The organism is Bacillus sp. WC2503 (assembly GCF_052682895.1).
The window spans coordinates 4,278,958-4,299,935 of record NZ_JBQYMD010000001.1; the positions used below are offsets into that span (position 1 = coordinate 4,278,958).

Genomic DNA, 20,978 nt, shown 5'->3' on the forward strand with positions numbered 1-20,978 from the left:
GAGGTGTTTGCATGACTGTTATCGCTAGCGTAAAAACTTGTCTTGCTAGTTTAAGGGGTGCTCAAGCAAGTTTAAGTTCCCTTTCATTAAATTCACAGGATGAAGAATCAAAACGCGTATTTCATGAATGTATGTTAGAAATGGACAGCGTCATCGCTGATGTTAAGGATAGAGTTTCAGTATTAGAACGTGAAGAACCTCAATATAAAGGGTTTTAAGCAGACTGGAGGAAATCGCTATGTCTCACCTACCTGAATGGACACTTGTCATTCTCCGTTCTGTTTTTATATTAATCATGTTATTCGCTATTACAAAATGGTTAGGGAAAAGACAAATCTCCCAACTTTCCTTTTTTGAATACATAGCTGGAATGACGATTGGTGACATCGCTGCCCAAGTATCTACAGGGCTCGATCAAAAATTTTTCCATGGCGTCTTTGCGATACTCATTTTTGCTGCGGTACCCTTTTTCACAGGAATCCTCTCTTTAAAGAACAAAACAGCTCGAGATTTTTTTGAAGGGAAGTCTACCGTATTAATAAAAGATGGAAAAATACTTGAAGATAACTTAAAGAAAGAAAAATATACAAGTGACGAATTACTTGAACTACTCCGAGGAAAAAATGCATTCAGCGTAGCGGATGTTGAATTTGCTGTACTAGAACCGAGCGGTGAATTAAATGTATTATTAAAGAAAGATCGCCAACCCCTTACAGCAAAAGACGTAGGTTTAAAAGTACCAAACGAGAAGGAACCACAAACTGTTATTATGGATGGAAATGTACTAGATGAACCTCTGTCATCAAGCGGGCATAACCGCGCTTGGCTACATTCAGAATTAGAAAAGCTCGGCGTTGTCATTGAAAATGTTTTTCTCGGTCAAGTTGACTCGTACGGGCAACTTACTATCGACATTTATAATGACAAACTCCAAATGCCTTCTCCTCAAAACAAACCTTTATTATTGGCATCTTTAAAAAAATGTCATGCTGATCTTGAGCTATTTTCTTTAGAAACAAAATCGAAATCAGCAAGCGAAATGTATAGTAAAAACGCGAAACAAATCGAAAAGATTTTAAATAGAGTAACCTATCTTTTAAAAGAATAAATATCGAAAGAACGCTTCAATCAAAAGGCGTTCTTTTCTTTTTTTCTACAGTTTTCATGACGTTTAAATTTATGTAATTCGGTTATGATGTTGAAGATACATAAGCAGGGAATTTCAAAAACATAGCGAATATTTCATGGTACAACTACATATTTTTTTGATTTAAAGTGGTTTCGTTTGACCTTTATTGACCATAATTGTATTATAAGACTAAGAAAGCTTTAGAAGGAGGAAATAACAGATGAATTTAATTCCTACAGTAATTGAACAAACAAATCGTGGAGAACGCGCTTACGATATTTACTCTCGACTATTAAAAGACCGCATCATTATGCTTGGTAGTGCAATTGATGACAACGTAGCTAACTCAATTGTTTCCCAGCTTTTATTCTTGGAATCTCAAGATCCAGAAAAAGATATTCACATCTACATCAATAGCCCTGGTGGTTCTATCACAGCAGGTATGGCAATTTACGATACAATGCAGTTTATTAAACCACAAGTATCAACAATCTGTATCGGTATGGCTGCATCTATGGGTGCATTCTTACTTGCAGCAGGTGAAAAAGGAAAACGTTTCGCTCTTCCTAACAGTGAAGTAATGATTCACCAACCACTTGGCGGAGCACAAGGTCAAGCGACTGAAATCGAAATCGCTGCAAAACGTATCCTATTCTTACGTGAAAAATTAAACCAAATTCTTGCTGACCGCACAGGTCAACCACTTGAAGTACTACAACGCGACACAGACCGCGACAACTTCATGACAGCAGAAAGAGCTTTAGAATACGGCTTAATTGATAAGATCTTTACAAATCGTTAATAGATTTAAAGCGGAAGCGGCTCGTTTAGAACAGGAGGAAGTTGGAACCCCTTCATCCGAGGCGCTTTTTGCCTCGAATGAAGGGGTGAAACGACCGACTGTTCTAGCCGCTGGAGCTGGATACACTTAAAAGCAGAAGCGCCCTATTACAGGGCGCTTTTTTATTATCATGCCCTCCGTCTGTATACCCATCCTGGTATTCCCCTAAATATATCAACGATTTTTCAATTATATCGAACAAAACTCAAATTATATCAACGATTTTTTTAATATATCAACGGTTCGACACAACATATCGATTTACCGACAATCTACGACAAGGACAAACCAGCTACATACCCCCTATCCCGCAAAATCCCCTTAAGTAAACAGCAAAAACAAAAAAGCTATCGCACATGCGCGATAGCCATTTTATTGTACATATGCAGCTAATGCTTCTAAAGCCTCTTCTGCATCTGAACCTTCTGTTGTAATTGTTATCATGCTACCAGTTCCGATTGCTAAGCTCATAATCCCCATTATGCTCTTTGCATTTACTGTCTTTCCATCTTTCTCGATAAAGATATCTGCATGAAAGCGATTTGCCTCTTGTACAAACAACGCAGCCGGACGTGCTTGCAAGCCGTTTTTTAATGAAACTTTAACCTGTTTTTGAACCACAGCTCCATTTCCCCTTTAACCTCTTATTTTTTTGCTATCGTTTCCCCCGCGCGTAATTTCTCTGCAATATCATCGATTTTACGCAAACGATGATTAATACCCGATTTACTAATTTTCCCCCCGGATACCATCTCACCTAACTCTTTCAATGTTACATCTTGATAATCTCTTCGTAGTTGCGCAATTTCTCTTAGTTTATCTGGCAAAATATCTAGACCAACTGACTCATCAATATAGCGGATATTTTCAATCTGCCTTAGCGCTGCACCAATTGTTTTATTTAAATTAGCTGTTTCGCAGTTCACTAGTCGATTCACTGAATTACGCATATCACGAACAATTCGAATATCTTCAAATCTTAAAAGTGCGTTATGAGCACCTATAATATTTAAAAATTCCGTAATTTTTTCTGCTTCTTTCAAATACGTAATGTACCCTTTTCTTCTTTCCAACGTCTTACTATTTAAATCAAATCCGTTCATTAGTTCACATATAGCATCATTATGTTCCTTATATAACGAAAAGATTTCTAAATGATAAGATGATGTTTCTGGGTTATTTACTGAACCACCTGCTAAAAATGCACCTCGTAAATACGATCGTTTACAACATTTCTTCTCAATTAATTCTTGTGATATATTTCGAATAAATGAAAAGTCGTCCCGGACAATATGGAGATCTGCTAATATTTCACGAGACTTCTCAACAAGCCGCACAATATATACATTATTTTTCTTCAATCGCATTTTTTTACGAACAAGTAATTCTACCGTTACGTCATATCCTTTTTTCAAAAGCGTATAAATCCTTCTTGCAATTGCCGCATTTTCCGTTTGAATATCGATAGATAGACGACGATTTGAAAAAGAAAGCGACCCGTTCATTCGAAGTAATGCTGATAATTCTACTTTCTCACAGCATTCCTTCACCTCAAGATTCGTCAACTCTTTCTTTGTTTCCGATGCAAATGACACAGTCAACACCTCCTTATACGATTATTATGGAACAAAAATCTTGTCCTATATGAATGAGGAGCGTTACCTCAAAACGAGGTAACGCACATTTATAACAGTGAATATAAAATAGAAGCTAACTTTAACGTATCATGCCTTACAACACGCTCATCATACTTCGCTAATCTATCTTGAATGACATCAATATTATTTTCAGTAAAACGCTCTTCATCCACTACAACTGGTGTCGACATTTCTTCCTCATATAACTTGCGTAATTCACAAGGAATATCACGATTATTTACAATTGCAGTATCGATAAATGGTTGCCCTAAATGATCATGTAACGCCTGCACATGATCAAACGCAGTATACCCCATCGTTTCACCCGCTTGTGTCATAACATTACATACATATACCTTCTTTGCTTTTGCAGCAAGAACAGCGTCCCCAATTTTATTAACAACTAAATTCGGCAATATACTCGTATACAAACTTCCTGGACCGAAAACAAGTAAATCAGCTCGTTTAATCTCAGCTAACGTTTCATGTAACGGCTCTACATCTTCTGGAGTTAAAAAGACACGGTTAATCTTCTTTCCGAAATACGGAATCTTTGATTCACCTGTTACAATTTCTCCATCCTCTAGTTCTGCATGCAGTACTGCACTTTGATTCGCTGCTGGTAATACACGTCCTCTGACATTTAATACTTTACTCGTTTCTGTAATTGCATGGAAAAAGTCTCCTGTAATCGAGGTCATACCTGCCAATAACAGATTTCCTAACGCATGACCTTTCAGTCCGTCTCCCGTTGTGAAACGATGCTGAAATAAAGCTTCCACCAGGGGCTCTACATCCGACAGTGCAACAAGTACGTTACGAATGTCACCTGGGGGTGGAATTTCTAGCTCATCACGTAATCTACCTGAACTGCCACCATCATCAGCGATTGTAACAACTGCTGTAATATCAACAGGATATTGCTTTAATCCTCTTAATAAAACAGAGAGTCCAGTTCCTCCTCCCATGATGACAATTTTAGGTTTTCTCTCTTTTTTCATCCCCTAATGGCCCTTTCTCTTCTCCACATCACGATGAGATACATGAACGCTATACTCTGGTTTCAAATGTTTCCCAAGGTACTCTGTAAGCGTAACAGAACGATGCTGTCCACCTGTACATCCAATTGCAATTACAAGTTGACTTTTGCCTTCTCTTTTATAATGAGGCAGCATGAAAGTAATGAGATCTATCAGTTTCTCTAAAAACTTATGTGTCTCATTAAATTTCAGTACATACGACGAAACTTCTTCATCTAGTCCTGTTAATGGCTTCATATGTGGAATGTAATATGGATTTGGTAAAAAACGAACATCAAATACTAAATCTGCATCAATTGGAATACCGTACTTAAATCCAAAGGACATAACATTTACACGAAATGCTTGCTCAGTTTCAGTAGAAAACAAATGAACAATTTTTTCACGTAATTCTTTCGGTTTTAAATCCGATGTATCAAGCACAATATTCGCTCGTGCCTTCATATCTGTTAATAAACTACGCTCCGCTTCGATTCCCTTTAACGGCAAACCAGTCGGCGCAAGCGGATGCGAACGTCTCGTTTCTTTATAACGAGTTACAAGCGTACTATCTTTCGCATCTAAAAATAAAATATGAGGAATAATCCATGTACGTTCTGATAAATCATCAAGCGCTCCCCATAAATGTTCGAAAAACTCTCGGCCACGTAAATCAACGCCAAGCGCTACTTTATTCATTTTCCCTTTTGAATCCGACATAAGCTCAATAAACTTCGGCAATAACATCGGCGGTAAATTATCTACACAAAAATATCCTAAATCTTCAAAACTTTGTAAAGCTACTGTTTTTCCGGCTCCAGACATTCCTGTAATAATCACCATTTTTATATCATTATTCTCTGTCATCGTATCCTCTCCTTGGCAATTTAACTCGGATCTAATCGATATGAAAGCAGCTCAAAATCTGGGGTATATACAAATGTACCGTAGATTATACCATTCCCTTTAATTAAATAATCAATAATGTGATAATCTCCTGGCGCCATTGCTAAATCATCAATCTTATCAAATGTATGCCAACCAATGATGCCTTCTTCGCTCTCTAGTTTGTTTTCTCCTGCAAAATCTGTCGCTAAAAAGGAGAACATCATCCATTCAGAAACAACTTTATCACCTTCTTGGATGACAAAGGTGAAGACCCCTTTTAACGCTGGGTTCTTTAAATAAATACCTGTTTCTTCACGATACTCGCGAACAACGGAATCTCTTACTGTCTCACCACGCTCCATCTTCCCGCCTGGTGCAACCCACCAATTTCGGCGAGGTTTTTGGAGTAAGAGTACTTCATTATCTCTAATTAACACACAGTTTGTCACTCTTTGCATGTTTCTTCACCTCAGCTACTTGCAGCAAAATTTATCACTGCATACTCATTTCATTATACTATCAAAAACAGTTTGCTACAACGAAGGAGCCAGTCCTCTTTCGCTAAACACATAGTCCTCAACAATTGTAAAAAAGCTTTCTATAACAAGCAATCTAAATGCTTGCAATTACAATGAATCACACATAAAAATCCCCTTAACGATTTTTATCGCTAAGGGGATTACATTCTTTATTTCTTACCGAAATAAGTAACAATCGTAAATCCTAAAATGAAGGTAATGATCGAACTTACAATTGAAAATCCGCCAGTTGGAATACCAGGGAAAACAATTACAATCGAACCGATAACAAGTCCAATAATTACTGCAAATGTCATATTTTTATAACGATCTAATAAAAAGCTAATTCCTTTACTACTTACAACAAATCCGACCATAACACCAGCACCAATAACCATAATTAATGGTAAATTAAGTGTAGTTAAAGCGTTAATTGCCGTTGGATAAACACCAATAATTAATAAAATAAACGATCCGCTAATTCCAGGAAGGAGCATAGCCATACTAGCCATCCATCCTGCGAAAAATAAACCGATTGCATTTAAAATTGTTAACGTCGTAATTGGATCTGCTGCCTTATCTGGCTTAAAGAACGCTGTTATCGCAACAAGAATAGCTGCAATTATTAATAAAGCGATGTGCTTACCTTTAAACGTCGCCTTTGCATCAGCTTCTCTCATTAACATCGGTAATATACTAATAATTAAACCGAGGAAGAAAAATTGAGTCGGTTCATAATGATTTGCAAGTAAATATTTAATAACGTGACTTAACGTTAAAAACGCTGCCGCCACACCAGCTGCAAGGGGAATTAAAAATCCTAAATGTTTTTTCCATTCACGACTAAAGAACCCGCTAATTGCCGCAAGCAATTGTTCATAAATCCCTAACACTACAGCGATTGTACCGCCGCTCACACCAGGAATTAAATCACTAACTCCCATACAAAATCCACGATATATATTACGCCATTCCATACTGAATAAATTCCTCATTTCTTATAGTGATTTTTTCCGTAAAGTCCAGTATATCAATAAGAAAGCTTATAATCCTAATTGTTTTTGACAAAACTTTGACATTTTTACATAAAAAAAGAAAGCTCCTATCGGTAGCTTTCTTCTCAAAAGGAGTATTACCCCTTATTTTTCTGTTACAGTTTTTAATTCCTCTAATAATTCTTCTACGTAGTGTTGTGCACTTTGTGCAGCAATACTACCGTCACCTGTTGCCGTTACAATTTGACGAAGCATTTTTTCACGAACATCACCTGCTGCGAAAATACCAGGAACTTTCGTTTCCATACGCTCGTTCGTTTCAAGGTAACCATTTTCATTTGTAATACCTAGTTCAACAAATGGTTTTGATAAAGGTAACATACCGATGTATACGAAAACGCCATCAGTTTTTACTTCTTTCTCTTCTCCACTATTTACGTCTACAAGTGTTACACTTCCTACTTTACCATTTGCATCATTAATTTCTTTTATAGTGTGATTCCAAATGAAATCCACTTTCTCGTTTTGGAATGCACGATCTTGTAAAATTTTCTGTGCACGAAGAGTATCACGACGGTGAACGATTGTTACTTTTGATGCGAAGCGCGTTAAGAACACACCCTCTTCAACAGCTGAATCTCCGCCTCCAATAACAACGAGTTCTTTTCCTTTAAAGAATGCCCCATCACATACTGCACAATATGATACACCGCGGCCGCCAAGCTCTGTTTCACCTGGCACACCAATTTTTTTATATTCTGCACCGCTTGCAACGATAATTGCACGTGCTTTATATTCTTTTTTACCAGCAATAATTGTTTTATATTCTTTACCATCGATGACTGCTTTCACATCACCATATGCATATTCAGCACCAAATTTCTTCGCATGCTCGAACATTTTATTTGATAAGTCTGGTCCTAAAATAGACTCATAACCTGGATAATTTTCTACATCTTCTGTGTTTGCCATTTGGCCACCTGGAATACCACGCTCAAGCATTAATGTGCTTAAATTCGCACGAGATGTATATACTGCAGCTGTCATACCAGCTGGTCCTGCACCAATAATAATGACATCATAAATTTTTTCTTCTGACACACCATTCACTCCTATCCATTCCTACACAATTAAGTTACCCTCATTATACTGTTAGCATCATTTTTTTCCCAATGATTTGCTTATACTATGTGTGCGTACGCTTAACAGCTTGCACATACTTTCGAACAGTCGCTACAGATACATTATATACATCTCCAAGCTCCGACTGCGTCATCTTATTTCCTTGTTCGCCGCGCACAATATATTCAATTGCCGCCGACCAACCGTACACGTTTGTAAAAACAGACCCGGATGTATATAAACGTATGAACGTACAAAACCAAAAGTGTAAACACTCTTCGATTAGTTCATCGTCCTTTTTCGTATAATTATATAATGCGTCCGCGATTCGCGCGCATTGTTCAAATTGCTGTAAATCAGCAGGAATACCTTTATGACTATTAAGTAAAAAGAAATACTTTGCAAGTTGCGATACAATTGGAACACCATTTTTCACTTGCGTTACATCAAAAAAGAATCCGACCTTCTCTGGTGTTGACAATTCATTCATTAAATATAAAGCTAGCATTTGCTCCTCTAGCGTCGCACTTTGCTGAAATGACTTTTGTAATTCTTCAAACAACACGTTTTGCCCTTCATCCGCTAAATTTAGTGCGTTCCACGGCTCTTTTCCTTTTTTATCAGGGTGCAATTCTACTACATGTTGCCACATTTTTTCAGCTACTTGCTGATTTTTCACCATATACGCAGAATACGCAAACCAATAATAAAAACTTACGTCTCCCTCATATCCTTGACGCTTTAATACTTTGAACCACTTATATGCATGCTCGAAATAACCAATTGTTGCAAGGGTCGTTCCAAGTTTCAAACGATGTTCAAATGAAATCGGATATACTGAAACTAGCTGTCCCGCTAATGCTTCTACTTGTTTATGTTCCCCAATTGAATATAGAAAAATAAGCGTATTACAAAGCGCATGTATATTACCAGGATTTTTCTCTAAAATCATTTCCGTTAATTTCAACGCTTTGTCTACATTACCAGATTGAAAATGTGCGATGGCTAAATTATTATGACCCGACCAAAATTCCGGATAATCTTTCGTAACAATTTCTAATGTAGCAATTGCTTCTTCTAATTGTCCATTACGAATATAACGATTTGCCTCTTCTTGCATAACAATTAAATCATCTTCATCCTCAATCTCTTCCGCACCCATTGCTTCTTCTTCCATAATCTCAAGCAATTCTAATGTATCTTCTACAAATTCCTTCTCTTTCGCAACTTCTAAATATCGATCCGCATACTTCTTCGCTTGTTGAAATAAACCCATATATGCATAATTATTTGCAATAAAATAATAGCATTGTTCAAGTTCAGGGTTGGATCTAGCAAGCTTTAGAAATATCTGATTCGACTCTTGGTATTCACCAGCCTCAGATAACGCTATTGCTAATTGGCATAAAATAAACGGCTCCTTCTCGCTTTGTGCCGCTCTTCGAAAATATTTAATTGCATCTTGCAATTTTTGCCCTTTGTAAGCCCTCATCCCTTTTTTATAAAAGAAGTCCGCTAATTGGTTAAAAGAGATAACTTGTCCGTTCTCCTTATATATCCTTTGATTTTTCCCCATATATCCTCCAGTTTTTTGTTTTCTTCGCTCACACATTCTTCTATCTATAAGTATAAACGATTCCGTAAAAAACAAAACAGTATATTATACTCAATTATTTCCTTTTTATTCATAAAAAAAGAAAAGAAATGTTACATTTTTAGCATCAACCTTCTCGAGCCGCCATTTCCTCTTTCGTATAAATAATACGCATTGGATTTCCACCTACGAAAGCGCCGCTCGGTACATCTTTATGGACAAGTGTTCCAGCCGAAACAATGGCGCTATCTCCAATCCTTACCCCCGGTAAGATTGTCGTGTTCGCTCCAATCATCACTTCATTTCCTATGACAATCTCTCCAAGTCGATATTCACGAATCAAATATTCATGCGCTAAAAGCGTTGTATTGTATCCGATAATTGAATTGTCACCCACCGTGATTTTTTCGGGAAACATAATATCGGGCATAACCATAAGTGCAAATGATGTTTTTTCTCCTACTTTCATTCCTAAAAACGTACGATATAACCAATTCTTCACAGATAAAAATGGTGTGTAACGTGCAATTTGAATAATAATAAAGTTTTTCATTACCTTCCAAAAAGACACGGTTTTATACACATTCCATAATGAATTCTCTCCTGAAACAGGATAGCGCGTTGTCCGTCGCACTTAATCCTCTCCTCTACTTATGATCGGTTAATACCGGACAAAATCGGCAGTAAATCACTCATTTTATCTAGCATAAAGTCTGGTTTGTAAGATTCTAGATACGCTCTACCTTTCAACGTCCATGAAACCGCAGCTGTTTTCGTACCCGCATTTTGTCCGCCGACAATATCATGGTGATTATCCCCAACCATCACTGTTTCTCCTGGTTTCGCATTTAATAACTCGAGCGCTTTTTGAAGTGGTTCTGGATGTGGCTTCACATGTTCCACATCATCAATTGTCACGACAACATCAAAAAACTCATCAAGCTTTGACAACTTTAATCCCATCTCAACGGTTTGTCTCGCTTTCGTTGTAACAATACCAACTTTATAACCTTGTTTTTTCAACTCTTGAACTGTTTCGTATACAGTTTCATATTCTTCTACTAATTCATCATGATGCTCATGGTTAAATTGACGATAACATGTAATCATCTCTTCAACTTTATTTTCATCAATCTTGCTGAAAGTATCATGCAAAGATGGACCGATAAATGGCAGCACATCTTCACGCTTATATTGATCTGGATAATATGTATTTAAAGTGTGTAAAAAAGAAGAAATAATAAGTTCGTTTGTATTAATTAAAGTTCCATCTAAATCAAATAACACTGTATTTATTTGCATCGCCCTAGTCCTTTCGCTTTCCTGAATATGAAAGAAGCAGCATCTTATAATAAGATGCTACTTGTCTCTAATTTTCTGAATATCTTTTATCAGCTTGCCCCATTTTTCGTCTCACAATAATGAAAATAATAGAAATAACAACAAGTCCAATTGACATTACTTGTGCAATACGAAGTGGTCCTAGCATTAAACTATCTGTACGTAAGCCTTCTACGAAGAAGCGCCCTACTGAATACCAAATTAAATATGTAAAGAATAATTCCCCGCGTCGTAAATTCACTTTTCGTAGTGCGAGTAATAAAATGACACCTGCAAAATTCCATAATGATTCATATAAAAACGTCGGGTGATAATACACACCCTCGATATACATTTGATTAATAATGAAATCTGGTAAATGAAGACCTTCTAAAAACTGTCTCGTTACTTCATCACCATGCGCCTCTTGGTTCATAAAGTTTCCCCATCGGCCAATTGCTTGTCCTAATAAAATACTCGGCGCAGCAATATCCGCCAACTTCCAGAATGAAAGCCCGCGTCGTTTTGCAAAAAGAATACCTGTAATAACAGCCCCGATTAAACCACCATGAATCGCCAAGCCACCTTGACGAATATTAATAATTTGACTCGGATTTTGCGCGTAATATTCCCATTCAAAAATAACATAGTACATTCTCGCAAATAGAATAGCGATCGGTACTGCAATTAATACAAGGTCAACAAATGTATCTTTTGGAATACCTAGCCTTTCTCCCTCACGAGTTGCTAGCCAAAGACCTAATAGCACACCTGTACCGATAATAATCCCATACCAATAAACAGGAAACGGCCCAAGTTGGATGGCTACGCGGTCAAGCTGTGGTACAGAACCTAACAGCATATGTATGACCTCCCTCTCCAAAGTTTACTCCTGATTCCCTAACTCAATCGCACTCATTAATCGTTCAGAAAACTGTTGTGCCGCATTGACTCCCATACGTTTCAAACGGAAGTTCATTGCTGCTACTTCAATAATAACAGCCAAGTTTCGGCCAGGGCGAACTGGAAGTGTAATCTTCGTAAGTTCTGTATCAATAATCTTCATCTTCTCTTCATCAAGACCTAAGCGATCATAATTTTTCTTTTGATCCCAAATTTCAAGATTAATAACAAGTGTAATACGCTTATAATTTCGCACTGCCCCTGCACCGAATAACGTCATAACGTTAATAATGCCTAGACCACGAATTTCTAATAAATGCTCAATTAAATCTGGTGAGCTTCCTACTAATGTGTCTTCATCTTCTTGGCGAATTTCTACACTATCATCCGCAACAAGGCGATGGCCACGCTTCACAAGTTCAAGAGCTGTCTCACTTTTACCAACACCACTTTGACCTGTAATTAAAACACCAACACCGTAAATATCTACTAATACACCATGAACAGCAGTTGTTGGTGCTAACTTACCTTCTAAATAATTTGTTAAACGACTTGATAATCTCGTTGTCGTTTGAGAAGAACGTAATAAAGGCATGCCTGATTCACGTGATGCTTGTAATAACTCATCTGGTACATCTTGATTACGAGTTATAATAATACATGGCGTCTCCTCGGTACAAAGCGCTTTCATTCTCTCTTGTTTTTGCTCTGTCGTTAACGTATCAAAGAACGTAAGCTCCGTTTTTCCAAGAAGCTGCACGCGATCAGCTGGATAATATGTAAAGAATCCTGCCATTTCAATTCCAGGTCGTGATAAATCACTTGTATCAATCGGACGATGAATTCCTTCTTCACCACTTATTAACTCCAATTGAAATTGTTCAATTAAATCTTTTGTCCTTACTTTTGGCATATGTATAAACCTCCACTCCGCTGCGGGTTCAGTCTCGTTTGATGTAAAATTCCATTCTACCGGATATTGTACCATTTTTTTCTGGAAACAAGAAATACGGTTTCTCATAAATAGAAAAAAACATTTCATACGAATGATGAAATGTTTTTCTTTTTGTCATTTTCTCTTTTTTTCATATAACGGTTCAACAATTGCCTTTTCAATTATCATATTAAAAATAGAAATACAAATTGCCGCAATAATTGCTACGCCAAACCCTGTTATATTAAAAGCATCTCCTAATAATGAATCTGTTATTTTTAACGTAATCGCATTAATAACAATTAAGAAGAACCCGAACGTTACAACAGTAATTGGTAGCGTAATTAAAATTAAAAATGGTTTTACAAACACATTTAAAACCGCCAATATAATACTCGCAATAATTGCAGTTTGTATATTTGCTACGTAAAACGCGTCTGGTGCAATCCCTTTTAAAAGTCCCGATACAGCGATTAACACAACGCTATTTACAAGAAGTGATACAATCCATCTCATTTTCTTACACATCCTTTTGACATATATATTTCATCATACGCTAATAGACAATAAACGCAAGTATCATACAAACACTTATATCAACTTATTCTACCCTTCATGCTTGTATACCTACTAACATCTCCTAGTAAAATAAGGACCACACCATCTATCTTCATGAGTTTTTACAAAAGTCCAAGTGAAATCTTTATCTACAATATATATATCACCTTTATACATATCATCTGTTTCACGTAATATATCATCCATACTTAATAAACTCGCATCTTTTATTAGTAGTACATCATTACAGTGTTGATAGAAGATATAGCACTCCTTTTTCACTTCATTATGAAACGCGTTCTCCGCTTCTTTCCCCTCTAAACACTTCTTCTTCTCATAACTAAATATGTGCCAAAGATACCCACAGCCATACTTATCTCCATAAAGGAAAATGTCTTCTTTTTCTTCATCACTTAAATGGTTTGCAAAATGCTCCTCCCAGCGCTTGCGAAAATAAACACCCCAATTTTGAAACTCTCTTACCTTCATATTTTTCTTTCTTAAAACATCTATAAACTCCATTTTCTCCCCCTATGAACGAAAAACCGAGTGTCATTTCCACTCGGTTTTTCGTAATAAACTTATTGCGATAGCTCTACTTCTTTTATTTTCTCTTTCATTCTTGCTTTATCACGATTTAAAATCTCTTTTAAATACTTACCTGTATACGAGCGTTCTTCTTTTACTACTTGCTCTGGCGTTCCAGAAGCGACGATTTGTCCACCTTTGTCCCCGCCCTCTGGTCCAAGGTCAACGATATAATCAGCTGTTTTAATTACATCTAAATTATGTTCAATTACAAGTACCGTCTCACCACTCTCTACAAGACGTTGCAACACTTCTAGAAGACGTGCAATATCATGTGCATGTAAACCCGTCGTTGGTTCGTCTAAAATGTATAACGTACGCCCTGTAGAACGACGGTGTAATTCAGAGGCTAATTTCACGCGCTGTGCTTCACCACCTGATAACGTCGTTGCCGGCTGTCCTAATTTCATATAACCTAGCCCAACGTCTACAAGCGTTTGAAGTTTACGCTTAATTTTTGGGATATTAGCGAAGAACTCTACCCCATCTTCAATTGTCATTCCTAATACTTCAGAAATGTTCTTATCTTTATATTTCACTTCTAACGTTTCACGGTTGTAACGTTTACCATGACAAACTTCACACGGCACGTATACGTCTGGTAAGAAGTGCATTTCGATTTTAATAATTCCATCACCACGGCACGCTTCACAACGTCCGCCTTTCACATTAAAGCTAAAACGTCCTTTTTGATATCCGCGCACTTTCGCTTCATTCGTTTGAGCAAACACATCACGAATATCATCGAATACACCTGTATACGTCGCTGGGTTAGAACGTGGTGTACGACCGATTGGCGATTGATCAATATCAATTACTTTATCTAAATGCTCAAGACCTTTAATCTCTTTATGAGCACCTGGCTTCGCTTTCGCTTTATATAACTTTTGCGCTAACGATTTATATAGTACTTCATTAATCATCGTACTTTTACCTGATCCAGATACACCCGTTACCGCTACAAACGTACCAAGTGGGAATGACATCTTCGCATTCTTTAAGTTATTCTCTTTTGCACCGACAATCTCCACTTTACGTCCGTCACCTTTACGTCTTTCAAGTGGAACTGGAATAAACTCTTTACCGCTTAAATATTTTCCTGTTAACGAATTCTCATCTTGCATAACTTCAGCTGGTGTACCTGCTGATACAACTTGACCACCATGAATACCTGCACCAGGTCCGATATCAAGTAAATAATCAGCAGCCATCATCGTATCTTCATCATGCTCAACAACAATTAACGTATTTCCTAAGTCACGCATTTCCTGCAATGTACGAATAAGACGATCATTATCGCGCTGATGTAAACCGATAGAAGGCTCATCAAGGATGTAAAGTACGCCAGTGAGTCGAGAACCAATTTGTGTTGCTAGGCGAATACGTTGTGCCTCACCACCTGATAAAGTACCAGCCGCACGACTTAACGTTAAATAATCTAAGCCAACGTTTACTAAGAAACCTACACGTTCTTGAATTTCTCTTAAAATTAAATGAGCAATTTTTTGTTGTTTCTCCGTTAACTCAACATTTGAGAAGAATTCCTGTACTTCTTGAACAGAATATTTCGTTACGTCAGCAATCGTTTTATCACCAACGAAAACAGCTAAACTCTCAGGCTTTAAGCGTCCGCCTTTACACTTCGGACAAGCTTGCTCCGCCATATATTTCTCCATTTGTTCACGAACATAATCAGAACTCGTCTCACGATAACGACGCTCTATATTCGGAATAACACCTTCAAATAAAATCTCATTTTCCTTTACTTGACCAAATTCATTTACATAGCGGAAATAAACTTTCTCTTCACCGCTCCCGTACAACACTTTATCAAATAAATCTTTCGGTATATCTTTCACAGGCATATCCATGTCAACGCCGTAATGATTACACACAGATTGTAAAAGTTGTGGGTAATATTGTGAACTTGTCGGTTCCCAAGGGGCAATCGCATGTTCATTTAATGTTAAATCCCAGTTCGGAATGACAAGCTCTAAATCTACCTCTAACTTTGAGCCAAGTCCATCACAAGAAGGACATGCACCGAACGGACTGTTGAATGAGAACATACGTGGCTCTAATTCACCAATTGAAAAACCACAATGTGGACATGCATGATGTTCACTAAATAGAAGTTCCTCTTCTCTCATAACATCGATTAACACTCGTCCCCCGCCAAGCTTTAATGCACTTTCAAGTGAATCAGCAAGACGGCTTGCAATTCCTTCTTTTATAACAATACGGTCAATTACAACTTCTATGGAATGCTTCTTATTTTTATCTAACGTAATCTCTTCTGACACATCTAGCATTTCACCATCAACACGTACACGAACATAACCTTGCTTCTTAATATCTTCAAGTACTTTCACATGTGCACCTTTACGTCCTGAGACGATAGGAGCTAACACTTGTAATTTCGTACGTTCAGGATATTCAAGAACACGATCTACCATCTGTTCCACTGTTTGTGATGTAATTTCAATTCCGTGATTTGGGCAAATCGGCGTACCAATTCGTGCGAATAATAAACGTAAATAATCATAAATCTCCGTCACTGTCCCGACAGTTGAACGTGGATTACGACTCGTTGTTTTTTGATCAATCGAAATCGCTGGTGACAACCCTTCAATCGTATCGACATCCGGTTTATCCATTTGTCCTAAAAATTGGCGTGCATACGCAGATAACGATTCTACGTATCTGCGCTGCCCTTCTGCATAAATTGTATCAAACGCTAATGACGATTTCCCTGAACCAGACAATCCCGTTACAACAACAAGCTGATTTCTCGGAATGGTTACATCAATATTTTTTAAGTTATGTGCTCTAGCACCTTTTACAACGATAAAATCCTTGCTCATGCTCACTCTTTTCACCCTTCCGCTTTTAATTCTAATAGTAAATCTCTTAATTCAGCTGCACGCTCGAAGTCTAACGCTTTTGCTGCTTCTTTCATCTCTGCTTCGATCTTAGCGATTGTTTTCTCACGTTCTTTCTTCGTCATCTTCTTAGCAGGAGTTGCTTCATATGTTTCCGGTTCTTCGGCCGCTGTCGTTGCACGGATTACATCACGAACGCCTTTTTGAATCGTTTTCGGCGTGATACCATGCTCTTCATTGTAAGCTTCTTGTATAGTACGACGACGCTGCGTTTCTTCAATTGCAATTCCCATCGATCTCGTTATGCGATCTGCGTACATAATAACGCGGCCGTTTTCATTACGTGCCGCACGACCAATCGTTTGAATTAACGAACGTTCTGAACGCAAGAATCCTTCCTTATCTGCATCTAAAATAGCTACAAGTGATACTTCTGGAATATCTAATCCTTCTCGTAATAAGTTAATACCGACAAGTACATCAAACTTACCAAGGCGAAGGTCACGGATAATTTCAATACGTTCTAACGTTTTAATTTCAGAGTGAAGATAGTTCACTTTAATTCCTACATCTTTTAAGTAATCCGTTAAATCCTCTGACATTTTTTTCGTTAAAGTCGTAATTAATACACGTTCATTTTTTGCAATACGATCTTGAATTTCTCCTAATAAATCGTCAATTTGACCTTCAATTGGTCGTATATCAATTGGTGGATCTAAAAGCCCTGTTGGACGAATAATTTGTTCTATTACTTCTGGTGACTGCTCTAATTCGTACGGTCCTGGCGTTGCCGAAACGTAAATAACTTGATTCGTTTTCTCTTCAAACTCATCAAACGTGAGCGGTCTATTATCTAAAGCTGATGGCAGACGGAATCCATGATCCACAAGTACTTGCTTACGTGCTTGGTCCCCGTTATACATTGCTCTTACTTGCGGCACTGATACGTGCGACTCATCCATAACAATTAAGAAATCCTTCGGGAAATAGTCTAATAACGTATACGGCGTTGCACCCGCTGGACGAAGTGTTAAATGACGAGAATAGTTTTCAATCCCTGAACAAAAGCCCATCTCGCGCATCATTTCTAGATCATAACGTGTACGTTGCTCTATACGCTGCGCTTCTAACAACTTACCATTATCATTTAATTCTTTTAAACGCTCTTCTAATTCTTTTTCTATATTTTCAATAGCAACCTTCATTTTTTCTTCACGTGTAACGAAGTGAGATGCTGGGAAGATTGCTACATGATCACGTTCTGCTAATACTTCACCTGTTAACGCATTTACTTCACGAATACGATCGATTTCATCACCGAAAAATTCAATTCGAATACAATGCTCGTCAAGTGATGCCGGGAAGATTTCAACTACATCTCCGCGCACACGGAATGTCCCACGCTTGAAATCAATATCATTACGTCCGTACTGTACATCAACAAGTTCACGAAGCAATTGATTGCGGTCCTTTTCCATACCAACTCGAAGTGAAACAACTAACTCGCGGTATTCTTCCGGAGAACCTAAACCATATATACACGAAACACTCGCAACGATAATTACATCGTCCCGTTCAAATAATGCAGACGTTGCTGAGTGACGCAATTTATCGATTTCATCATTAATTTGCGCATCCTTTTCTATAAAAGTATCCGTTTGCGGCACATACGCTTCTGGTTGATAATAATCGTAATAACTAACAAAATATTCAACTGCATTATTCGGAAAAAAATCTTTCAGCTCACTATATAATTGTCCTGCTAACGTTTTATTATGAGCCATCACAAGTGTTGGCTTCTGTACTTCTTTAATGACATTTGAAATCGTAAATGTCTTACCCGTCCCTGTCGCTCCAAGCAACACTTGCTTTTTCTTTCCACTATTAAGTCCCTCTACAAGCTTCTCTATAGCTACCGGCTGATCACCTTGCGGGGAATACGCTGAGATAATTTCAAATTGATGTTCCAAGTAAAATCCGACCTCCTCATAAAAATCTGTATTATTATTTTACCACGAATGCCCATAAAAAACCTAAAAAAACGAACAGATATTCGGTAAAATTTTCGACAATATATACATAGAAAAAGGAAGGAGTCAAAACTTCCTTCCTCTACTAACTCTATTTTTTAGGTACATATAATAAATCATATCCATTGCGCCCATTTTCATTCACACAGTCTATTAACCTATAAGCCGTTTGTAATTCACGCTGCTCTTTAACAATCCTTTTACAACTATCTTCATCTATATCTGTATGATTACCAGCAAATCGATCTTGCCTATTATCTAACATATGAATTATATCTGTTCCACTATACTCTAACGTTTGAAAAACCGGATCACCTTCATGTGTATAATGTACAATTCTTATTTTATCAACTTCCCCTTGTTCCACATTCAAAACGAACTTTTCAAATTTATCTAGATTAGAAGTTACTGCTTCCTTTACAATGACATCATTCTTCTTATCAATTGTAATGTTAGGTTGTGAGCATGCTACTAAACTAAAGAGAAGTAGGCATATAAAACCACTTCTTTTTCCTATTGTCATCCTCTCCTATAAGAATTATTTGTATACTGCAAAAGCTACTTTCCTCTACGAAAGTAGCTTCTCTTTTCCTTTCTCCTTCTTCGGAAAAATAACATATGAAAATGAAATTGCTGTATCAACTAAAAATATAATTGCCCACACTTGGCTCACTCGACTCGCAGTTTTATTTAAAACGATTCCTGACTCTAACCAATTGCCCCATTGTTCAAATGGAATAAGCCCATACGCGAAGAAAAAGAAAGTATGCACAACAACGAATAAAACAAGATGTAATACCCAATTTTTTATTTCCTGCTTTGCATAGGCCATACCTGTTAATTCTATATGTTCTTCAATAACAGGCGCTGGTTCATTCCGCCATTTCGCAGCTAACTTTTGCACAAATATATCAAGCTTCTTCAAATCCTTTTTCCCGTAGAAGACCGCATACAATAAAATGATCACGGTAATAATCTGAAAGTTAGAAAACTTCCCTGTTTGATAATAGTCCACTACCCCTAAGGTTAAAATGAACACTTCATTTACGAGTAGTACAATCCCCATAATAAAGCTTGCCTTCTTCAAACGGAATCCGTAACGAAGTAAAAAGAAACCGATAGCCGATAACCAAAATACAATCTCTGCCCCAATTAAAAAGTACCAACGATATTCTGCGAGTATACTCATTTATCCTTCTCCTTTTCATCATATATACGAAAAGCTTCATCCATATATAATAAAAATTCTTCTTCGATTGGATACATGCTCATTTTCTGTGAATCTTCCTTCGATTTTCTAACTTCCCATAACTTATCTAAAAACGCTTCATCACCATTGGCCATTTCTAAACACTTCTGCATTAATCTCTTCATTGCCCCTTGCACCTCATCACTTGCAGTTTCTTTACCGTCTTTCATAAAAGTGCGTAATTGCTTTAATAAATCTACCCACTCTAACACATTGGGATCTTCCTCACTCATATTTGGCAAATTATGAAGCAACTTTTGTTCTTCCTTTGAAAATACTTCATTTTGAAATATTTCACGTATACGAGAAGACTGTTTCGAAAGCTGGATCAGTTCAAACATAACTTTCCAATCGAGCTCTCCCTCCACATCCACCGAATAAACAACTGCTTGTAAAACGCGCTCCATTCGATTGAATTTCTTTTGTTCTTCCTGTACAAACCGAAGTTGTTTTTCAAGCGAATCCTTTAAGTTAAGCTCACCTTTTACTAACATATTCGCAGACTCTTTTAGTGAAAATCCCATTTCTTTTAAAAATAAAATTTGTTGGAGACGTATTACGTCAGCTTCACTATATAAACGATGCCCGCCTTCTGTTTTCCCGCTCGGCTTTAATAAATCTATTTGATCATAATAACGTAATGTACGTACTGTTACCCCTGTCTCTCTCGTCAATTCTTGTATTGAAATCACTGCCATCACCTCTTCCCCTTCATTATAAAAGATGACGTTACGTAACTTTCAAGACTTTTGTAAAAAAATACAAAAAGCT

General features: G+C 37.3%; 23 protein-coding genes. 4 read left to right on the forward strand and 19 right to left on the reverse strand.

Annotated elements, in window-relative coordinates; all coding sequences use genetic code 11:
* Nucleotides 1–11: 11 nt before the first annotated feature.
* From ACUN26_RS22190 to ACUN26_RS22205, 4 genes are all read left to right on the forward strand, one after another.
* Nucleotides 12–218, forward strand: coding sequence for a DUF1657 domain-containing protein (locus ACUN26_RS22190; protein ID WP_000215895.1), 207 nt, complete (start codon nucleotides 12–14; stop codon nucleotides 216–218).
* 20 nt (nucleotides 219–238) lie between these two features.
* A complete protein-coding gene (locus ACUN26_RS22195) occupies nucleotides 239–1,108 on the forward strand; it encodes a DUF421 domain-containing protein (protein ID WP_000018941.1) in 870 nt (289 codons plus the stop codon).
* Nucleotides 1,109–1,349: 241 nt separating this feature from the next.
* Complete coding sequence (gene clpP / locus ACUN26_RS22200; RefSeq protein WP_001049156.1) at nucleotides 1,350–1,931, forward strand: ATP-dependent Clp endopeptidase proteolytic subunit ClpP; 582 nt, start codon at nucleotides 1,350–1,352, stop codon at nucleotides 1,929–1,931.
* Entirely contained in the window at nucleotides 1,906–2,061 is a 156-nt protein-coding gene (locus ACUN26_RS22205; protein ID WP_023441100.1) for a hypothetical protein, read from the forward strand. The genes clpP and ACUN26_RS22205 overlap by 26 nt, the downstream gene beginning before the upstream one ends.
* A gap of 281 nt (nucleotides 2,062–2,342) precedes the next feature.
* Here the strand turns inward: ACUN26_RS22205 and ACUN26_RS22210 are convergent, their stop codons facing one another.
* The 19 genes from ACUN26_RS22210 to ACUN26_RS22300 all read right to left on the reverse strand — a co-directional run bounded on the left by ACUN26_RS22210 (nucleotide 2,343) and on the right by ACUN26_RS22300 (nucleotide 20,905).
* Nucleotides 2,343–2,591, reverse strand: a complete 249-nt coding sequence (locus ACUN26_RS22210; protein WP_000250298.1) for an HPr family phosphocarrier protein — start codon at nucleotides 2,589–2,591, stop codon at nucleotides 2,343–2,345.
* Nucleotides 2,592–2,614: 23 nt separating this feature from the next.
* Nucleotides 2,615–3,565: a DNA-binding protein WhiA gene (gene whiA, locus ACUN26_RS22215; protein ID WP_000006570.1), complete on the reverse strand. Its 951-nt coding sequence runs from the start codon at nucleotides 3,563–3,565 to the stop codon at nucleotides 2,615–2,617.
* Between the two features lie 89 nt (nucleotides 3,566–3,654).
* A complete protein-coding gene (locus ACUN26_RS22220; RefSeq protein ID WP_000712174.1) occupies nucleotides 3,655–4,608 on the reverse strand; it encodes a gluconeogenesis factor YvcK family protein in 954 nt (317 codons plus the stop codon).
* Between the two features lie 3 nt (nucleotides 4,609–4,611).
* Nucleotides 4,612–5,493: an RNase adapter RapZ gene (gene rapZ / locus ACUN26_RS22225; protein WP_000138467.1), complete on the reverse strand. Its 882-nt coding sequence runs from the start codon at nucleotides 5,491–5,493 to the stop codon at nucleotides 4,612–4,614.
* Between the two features lie 20 nt (nucleotides 5,494–5,513).
* Nucleotides 5,514–5,972 carry an NUDIX hydrolase gene (locus ACUN26_RS22230; protein ID WP_001190080.1) on the reverse strand — a complete coding sequence of 153 codons (459 nt, stop codon included), beginning with the start codon at nucleotides 5,970–5,972 and terminating at the stop codon, nucleotides 5,514–5,516.
* Between the two features lie 230 nt (nucleotides 5,973–6,202).
* Complete coding sequence (locus tag ACUN26_RS22235; protein WP_000455191.1) at nucleotides 6,203–7,009, reverse strand: DUF368 domain-containing protein; 807 nt, start codon at nucleotides 7,007–7,009, stop codon at nucleotides 6,203–6,205.
* 162 nt (nucleotides 7,010–7,171) lie between these two features.
* Entirely contained in the window at nucleotides 7,172–8,128 is a 957-nt protein-coding gene (trxB, locus tag ACUN26_RS22240; protein WP_001288066.1) for a thioredoxin-disulfide reductase, read from the reverse strand.
* An 85-nt stretch (nucleotides 8,129–8,213) separates the two neighbouring features.
* Nucleotides 8,214–9,725, reverse strand: coding sequence for a tetratricopeptide repeat protein (locus tag ACUN26_RS22245; protein WP_000517711.1), 1,512 nt, complete (start codon nucleotides 9,723–9,725; stop codon nucleotides 8,214–8,216).
* Nucleotides 9,726–9,870: 145 nt separating this feature from the next.
* Complete coding sequence (locus ACUN26_RS22250) at nucleotides 9,871–10,377, reverse strand: acyltransferase (protein ID WP_001255056.1); 507 nt, start codon at nucleotides 10,375–10,377, stop codon at nucleotides 9,871–9,873.
* 17 nt (nucleotides 10,378–10,394) lie between these two features.
* Nucleotides 10,395–11,045, reverse strand: coding sequence for a pyrophosphatase PpaX (gene ppaX / locus ACUN26_RS22255; RefSeq protein WP_001166732.1), 651 nt, complete (start codon nucleotides 11,043–11,045; stop codon nucleotides 10,395–10,397).
* 67 nt (nucleotides 11,046–11,112) lie between these two features.
* Entirely contained in the window at nucleotides 11,113–11,925 is an 813-nt protein-coding gene (gene lgt, locus ACUN26_RS22260; RefSeq protein WP_000924230.1) for a prolipoprotein diacylglyceryl transferase, read from the reverse strand.
* A 24-nt stretch (nucleotides 11,926–11,949) separates the two neighbouring features.
* Nucleotides 11,950–12,879 carry an HPr(Ser) kinase/phosphatase gene (gene hprK / locus ACUN26_RS22265; protein WP_001127251.1) on the reverse strand — a complete coding sequence of 310 codons (930 nt, stop codon included), beginning with the start codon at nucleotides 12,877–12,879 and terminating at the stop codon, nucleotides 11,950–11,952.
* Nucleotides 12,880–13,035: 156 nt separating this feature from the next.
* Nucleotides 13,036–13,416, reverse strand: coding sequence for a phage holin family protein (locus tag ACUN26_RS22270; RefSeq protein WP_001267312.1), 381 nt, complete (start codon nucleotides 13,414–13,416; stop codon nucleotides 13,036–13,038).
* A gap of 114 nt (nucleotides 13,417–13,530) precedes the next feature.
* The gene (locus ACUN26_RS22275) at nucleotides 13,531–13,980 is read right to left on the reverse strand and encodes a DUF4275 family protein (RefSeq protein WP_000394320.1); all 450 of its coding nucleotides are present in this window, start codon (nucleotides 13,978–13,980) and stop codon (nucleotides 13,531–13,533) included.
* 59 nt (nucleotides 13,981–14,039) lie between these two features.
* Entirely contained in the window at nucleotides 14,040–16,910 is a 2,871-nt protein-coding gene (gene uvrA / locus ACUN26_RS22280) for an excinuclease ABC subunit UvrA (protein ID WP_000030976.1), read from the reverse strand.
* A gap of 11 nt (nucleotides 16,911–16,921) precedes the next feature.
* Nucleotides 16,922–18,898: an excinuclease ABC subunit B gene (gene uvrB, locus ACUN26_RS22285; RefSeq protein WP_000401005.1), complete on the reverse strand. Its 1,977-nt coding sequence runs from the start codon at nucleotides 18,896–18,898 to the stop codon at nucleotides 16,922–16,924.
* A 151-nt stretch (nucleotides 18,899–19,049) separates the two neighbouring features.
* Nucleotides 19,050–19,481: a DUF4362 domain-containing protein gene (locus ACUN26_RS22290; protein ID WP_000151994.1), complete on the reverse strand. Its 432-nt coding sequence runs from the start codon at nucleotides 19,479–19,481 to the stop codon at nucleotides 19,050–19,052.
* Between the two features lie 45 nt (nucleotides 19,482–19,526).
* Nucleotides 19,527–20,147 carry a hypothetical protein gene (locus ACUN26_RS22295; RefSeq protein ID WP_000025215.1) on the reverse strand — a complete coding sequence of 207 codons (621 nt, stop codon included), beginning with the start codon at nucleotides 20,145–20,147 and terminating at the stop codon, nucleotides 19,527–19,529.
* The gene (locus ACUN26_RS22300) at nucleotides 20,144–20,905 is read right to left on the reverse strand and encodes a MerR family transcriptional regulator (RefSeq protein WP_000268449.1); all 762 of its coding nucleotides are present in this window, start codon (nucleotides 20,903–20,905) and stop codon (nucleotides 20,144–20,146) included. The genes ACUN26_RS22295 and ACUN26_RS22300 overlap by 4 nt, the downstream gene beginning before the upstream one ends.
* Nucleotides 20,906–20,978: the final 73 nt, after the last annotated feature.

Coding starts and splice junctions, on each gene's coding strand:
- ACUN26_RS22220 (WP_000712174.1), bottom strand. CDS start 4,608: ATGAAAAAAGAGAGAAAACCTAAAATTGTCATCATGGGAGGAGGAACT.
- ppaX (WP_001166732.1), bottom strand. CDS start 11,045: ATGCAAATAAATACAGTGTTATTTGATTTAGATGGAACTTTAATTAAT.
- rapZ (WP_000138467.1), bottom strand. CDS start 5,493: ATGACAGAGAATAATGATATAAAAATGGTGATTATTACAGGAATGTCT.
- ACUN26_RS22230 (WP_001190080.1), bottom strand. CDS start 5,972: ATGCAAAGAGTGACAAACTGTGTGTTAATTAGAGATAATGAAGTACTC.
- ACUN26_RS22270 (WP_001267312.1), bottom strand. CDS start 13,416: ATGAGATGGATTGTATCACTTCTTGTAAATAGCGTTGTGTTAATCGCT.
- ACUN26_RS22245 (WP_000517711.1), bottom strand. CDS start 9,725: ATGGGGAAAAATCAAAGGATATATAAGGAGAACGGACAAGTTATCTCT.
- hprK (WP_001127251.1), bottom strand. CDS start 12,879: ATGCCAAAAGTAAGGACAAAAGATTTAATTGAACAATTTCAATTGGAG.
- ACUN26_RS22295 (WP_000025215.1), bottom strand. CDS start 20,147: ATGAGTATACTCGCAGAATATCGTTGGTACTTTTTAATTGGGGCAGAG.
- uvrA (WP_000030976.1), bottom strand. CDS start 16,910: ATGAGCAAGGATTTTATCGTTGTAAAAGGTGCTAGAGCACATAACTTA.
- ACUN26_RS22190 (WP_000215895.1), top strand. CDS start 12: ATGACTGTTATCGCTAGCGTAAAAACTTGTCTTGCTAGTTTAAGGGGT.
- ACUN26_RS22290 (WP_000151994.1), bottom strand. CDS start 19,481: ATGACAATAGGAAAAAGAAGTGGTTTTATATGCCTACTTCTCTTTAGT.
- clpP (WP_001049156.1), top strand. CDS start 1,350: ATGAATTTAATTCCTACAGTAATTGAACAAACAAATCGTGGAGAACGC.
- lgt (WP_000924230.1), bottom strand. CDS start 11,925: ATGCTGTTAGGTTCTGTACCACAGCTTGACCGCGTAGCCATCCAACTT.
- ACUN26_RS22195 (WP_000018941.1), top strand. CDS start 239: ATGTCTCACCTACCTGAATGGACACTTGTCATTCTCCGTTCTGTTTTT.
- ACUN26_RS22275 (WP_000394320.1), bottom strand. CDS start 13,980: ATGGAGTTTATAGATGTTTTAAGAAAGAAAAATATGAAGGTAAGAGAG.
- ACUN26_RS22235 (WP_000455191.1), bottom strand. CDS start 7,009: ATGGAATGGCGTAATATATATCGTGGATTTTGTATGGGAGTTAGTGAT.
- ACUN26_RS22300 (WP_000268449.1), bottom strand. CDS start 20,905: ATGGCAGTGATTTCAATACAAGAATTGACGAGAGAGACAGGGGTAACA.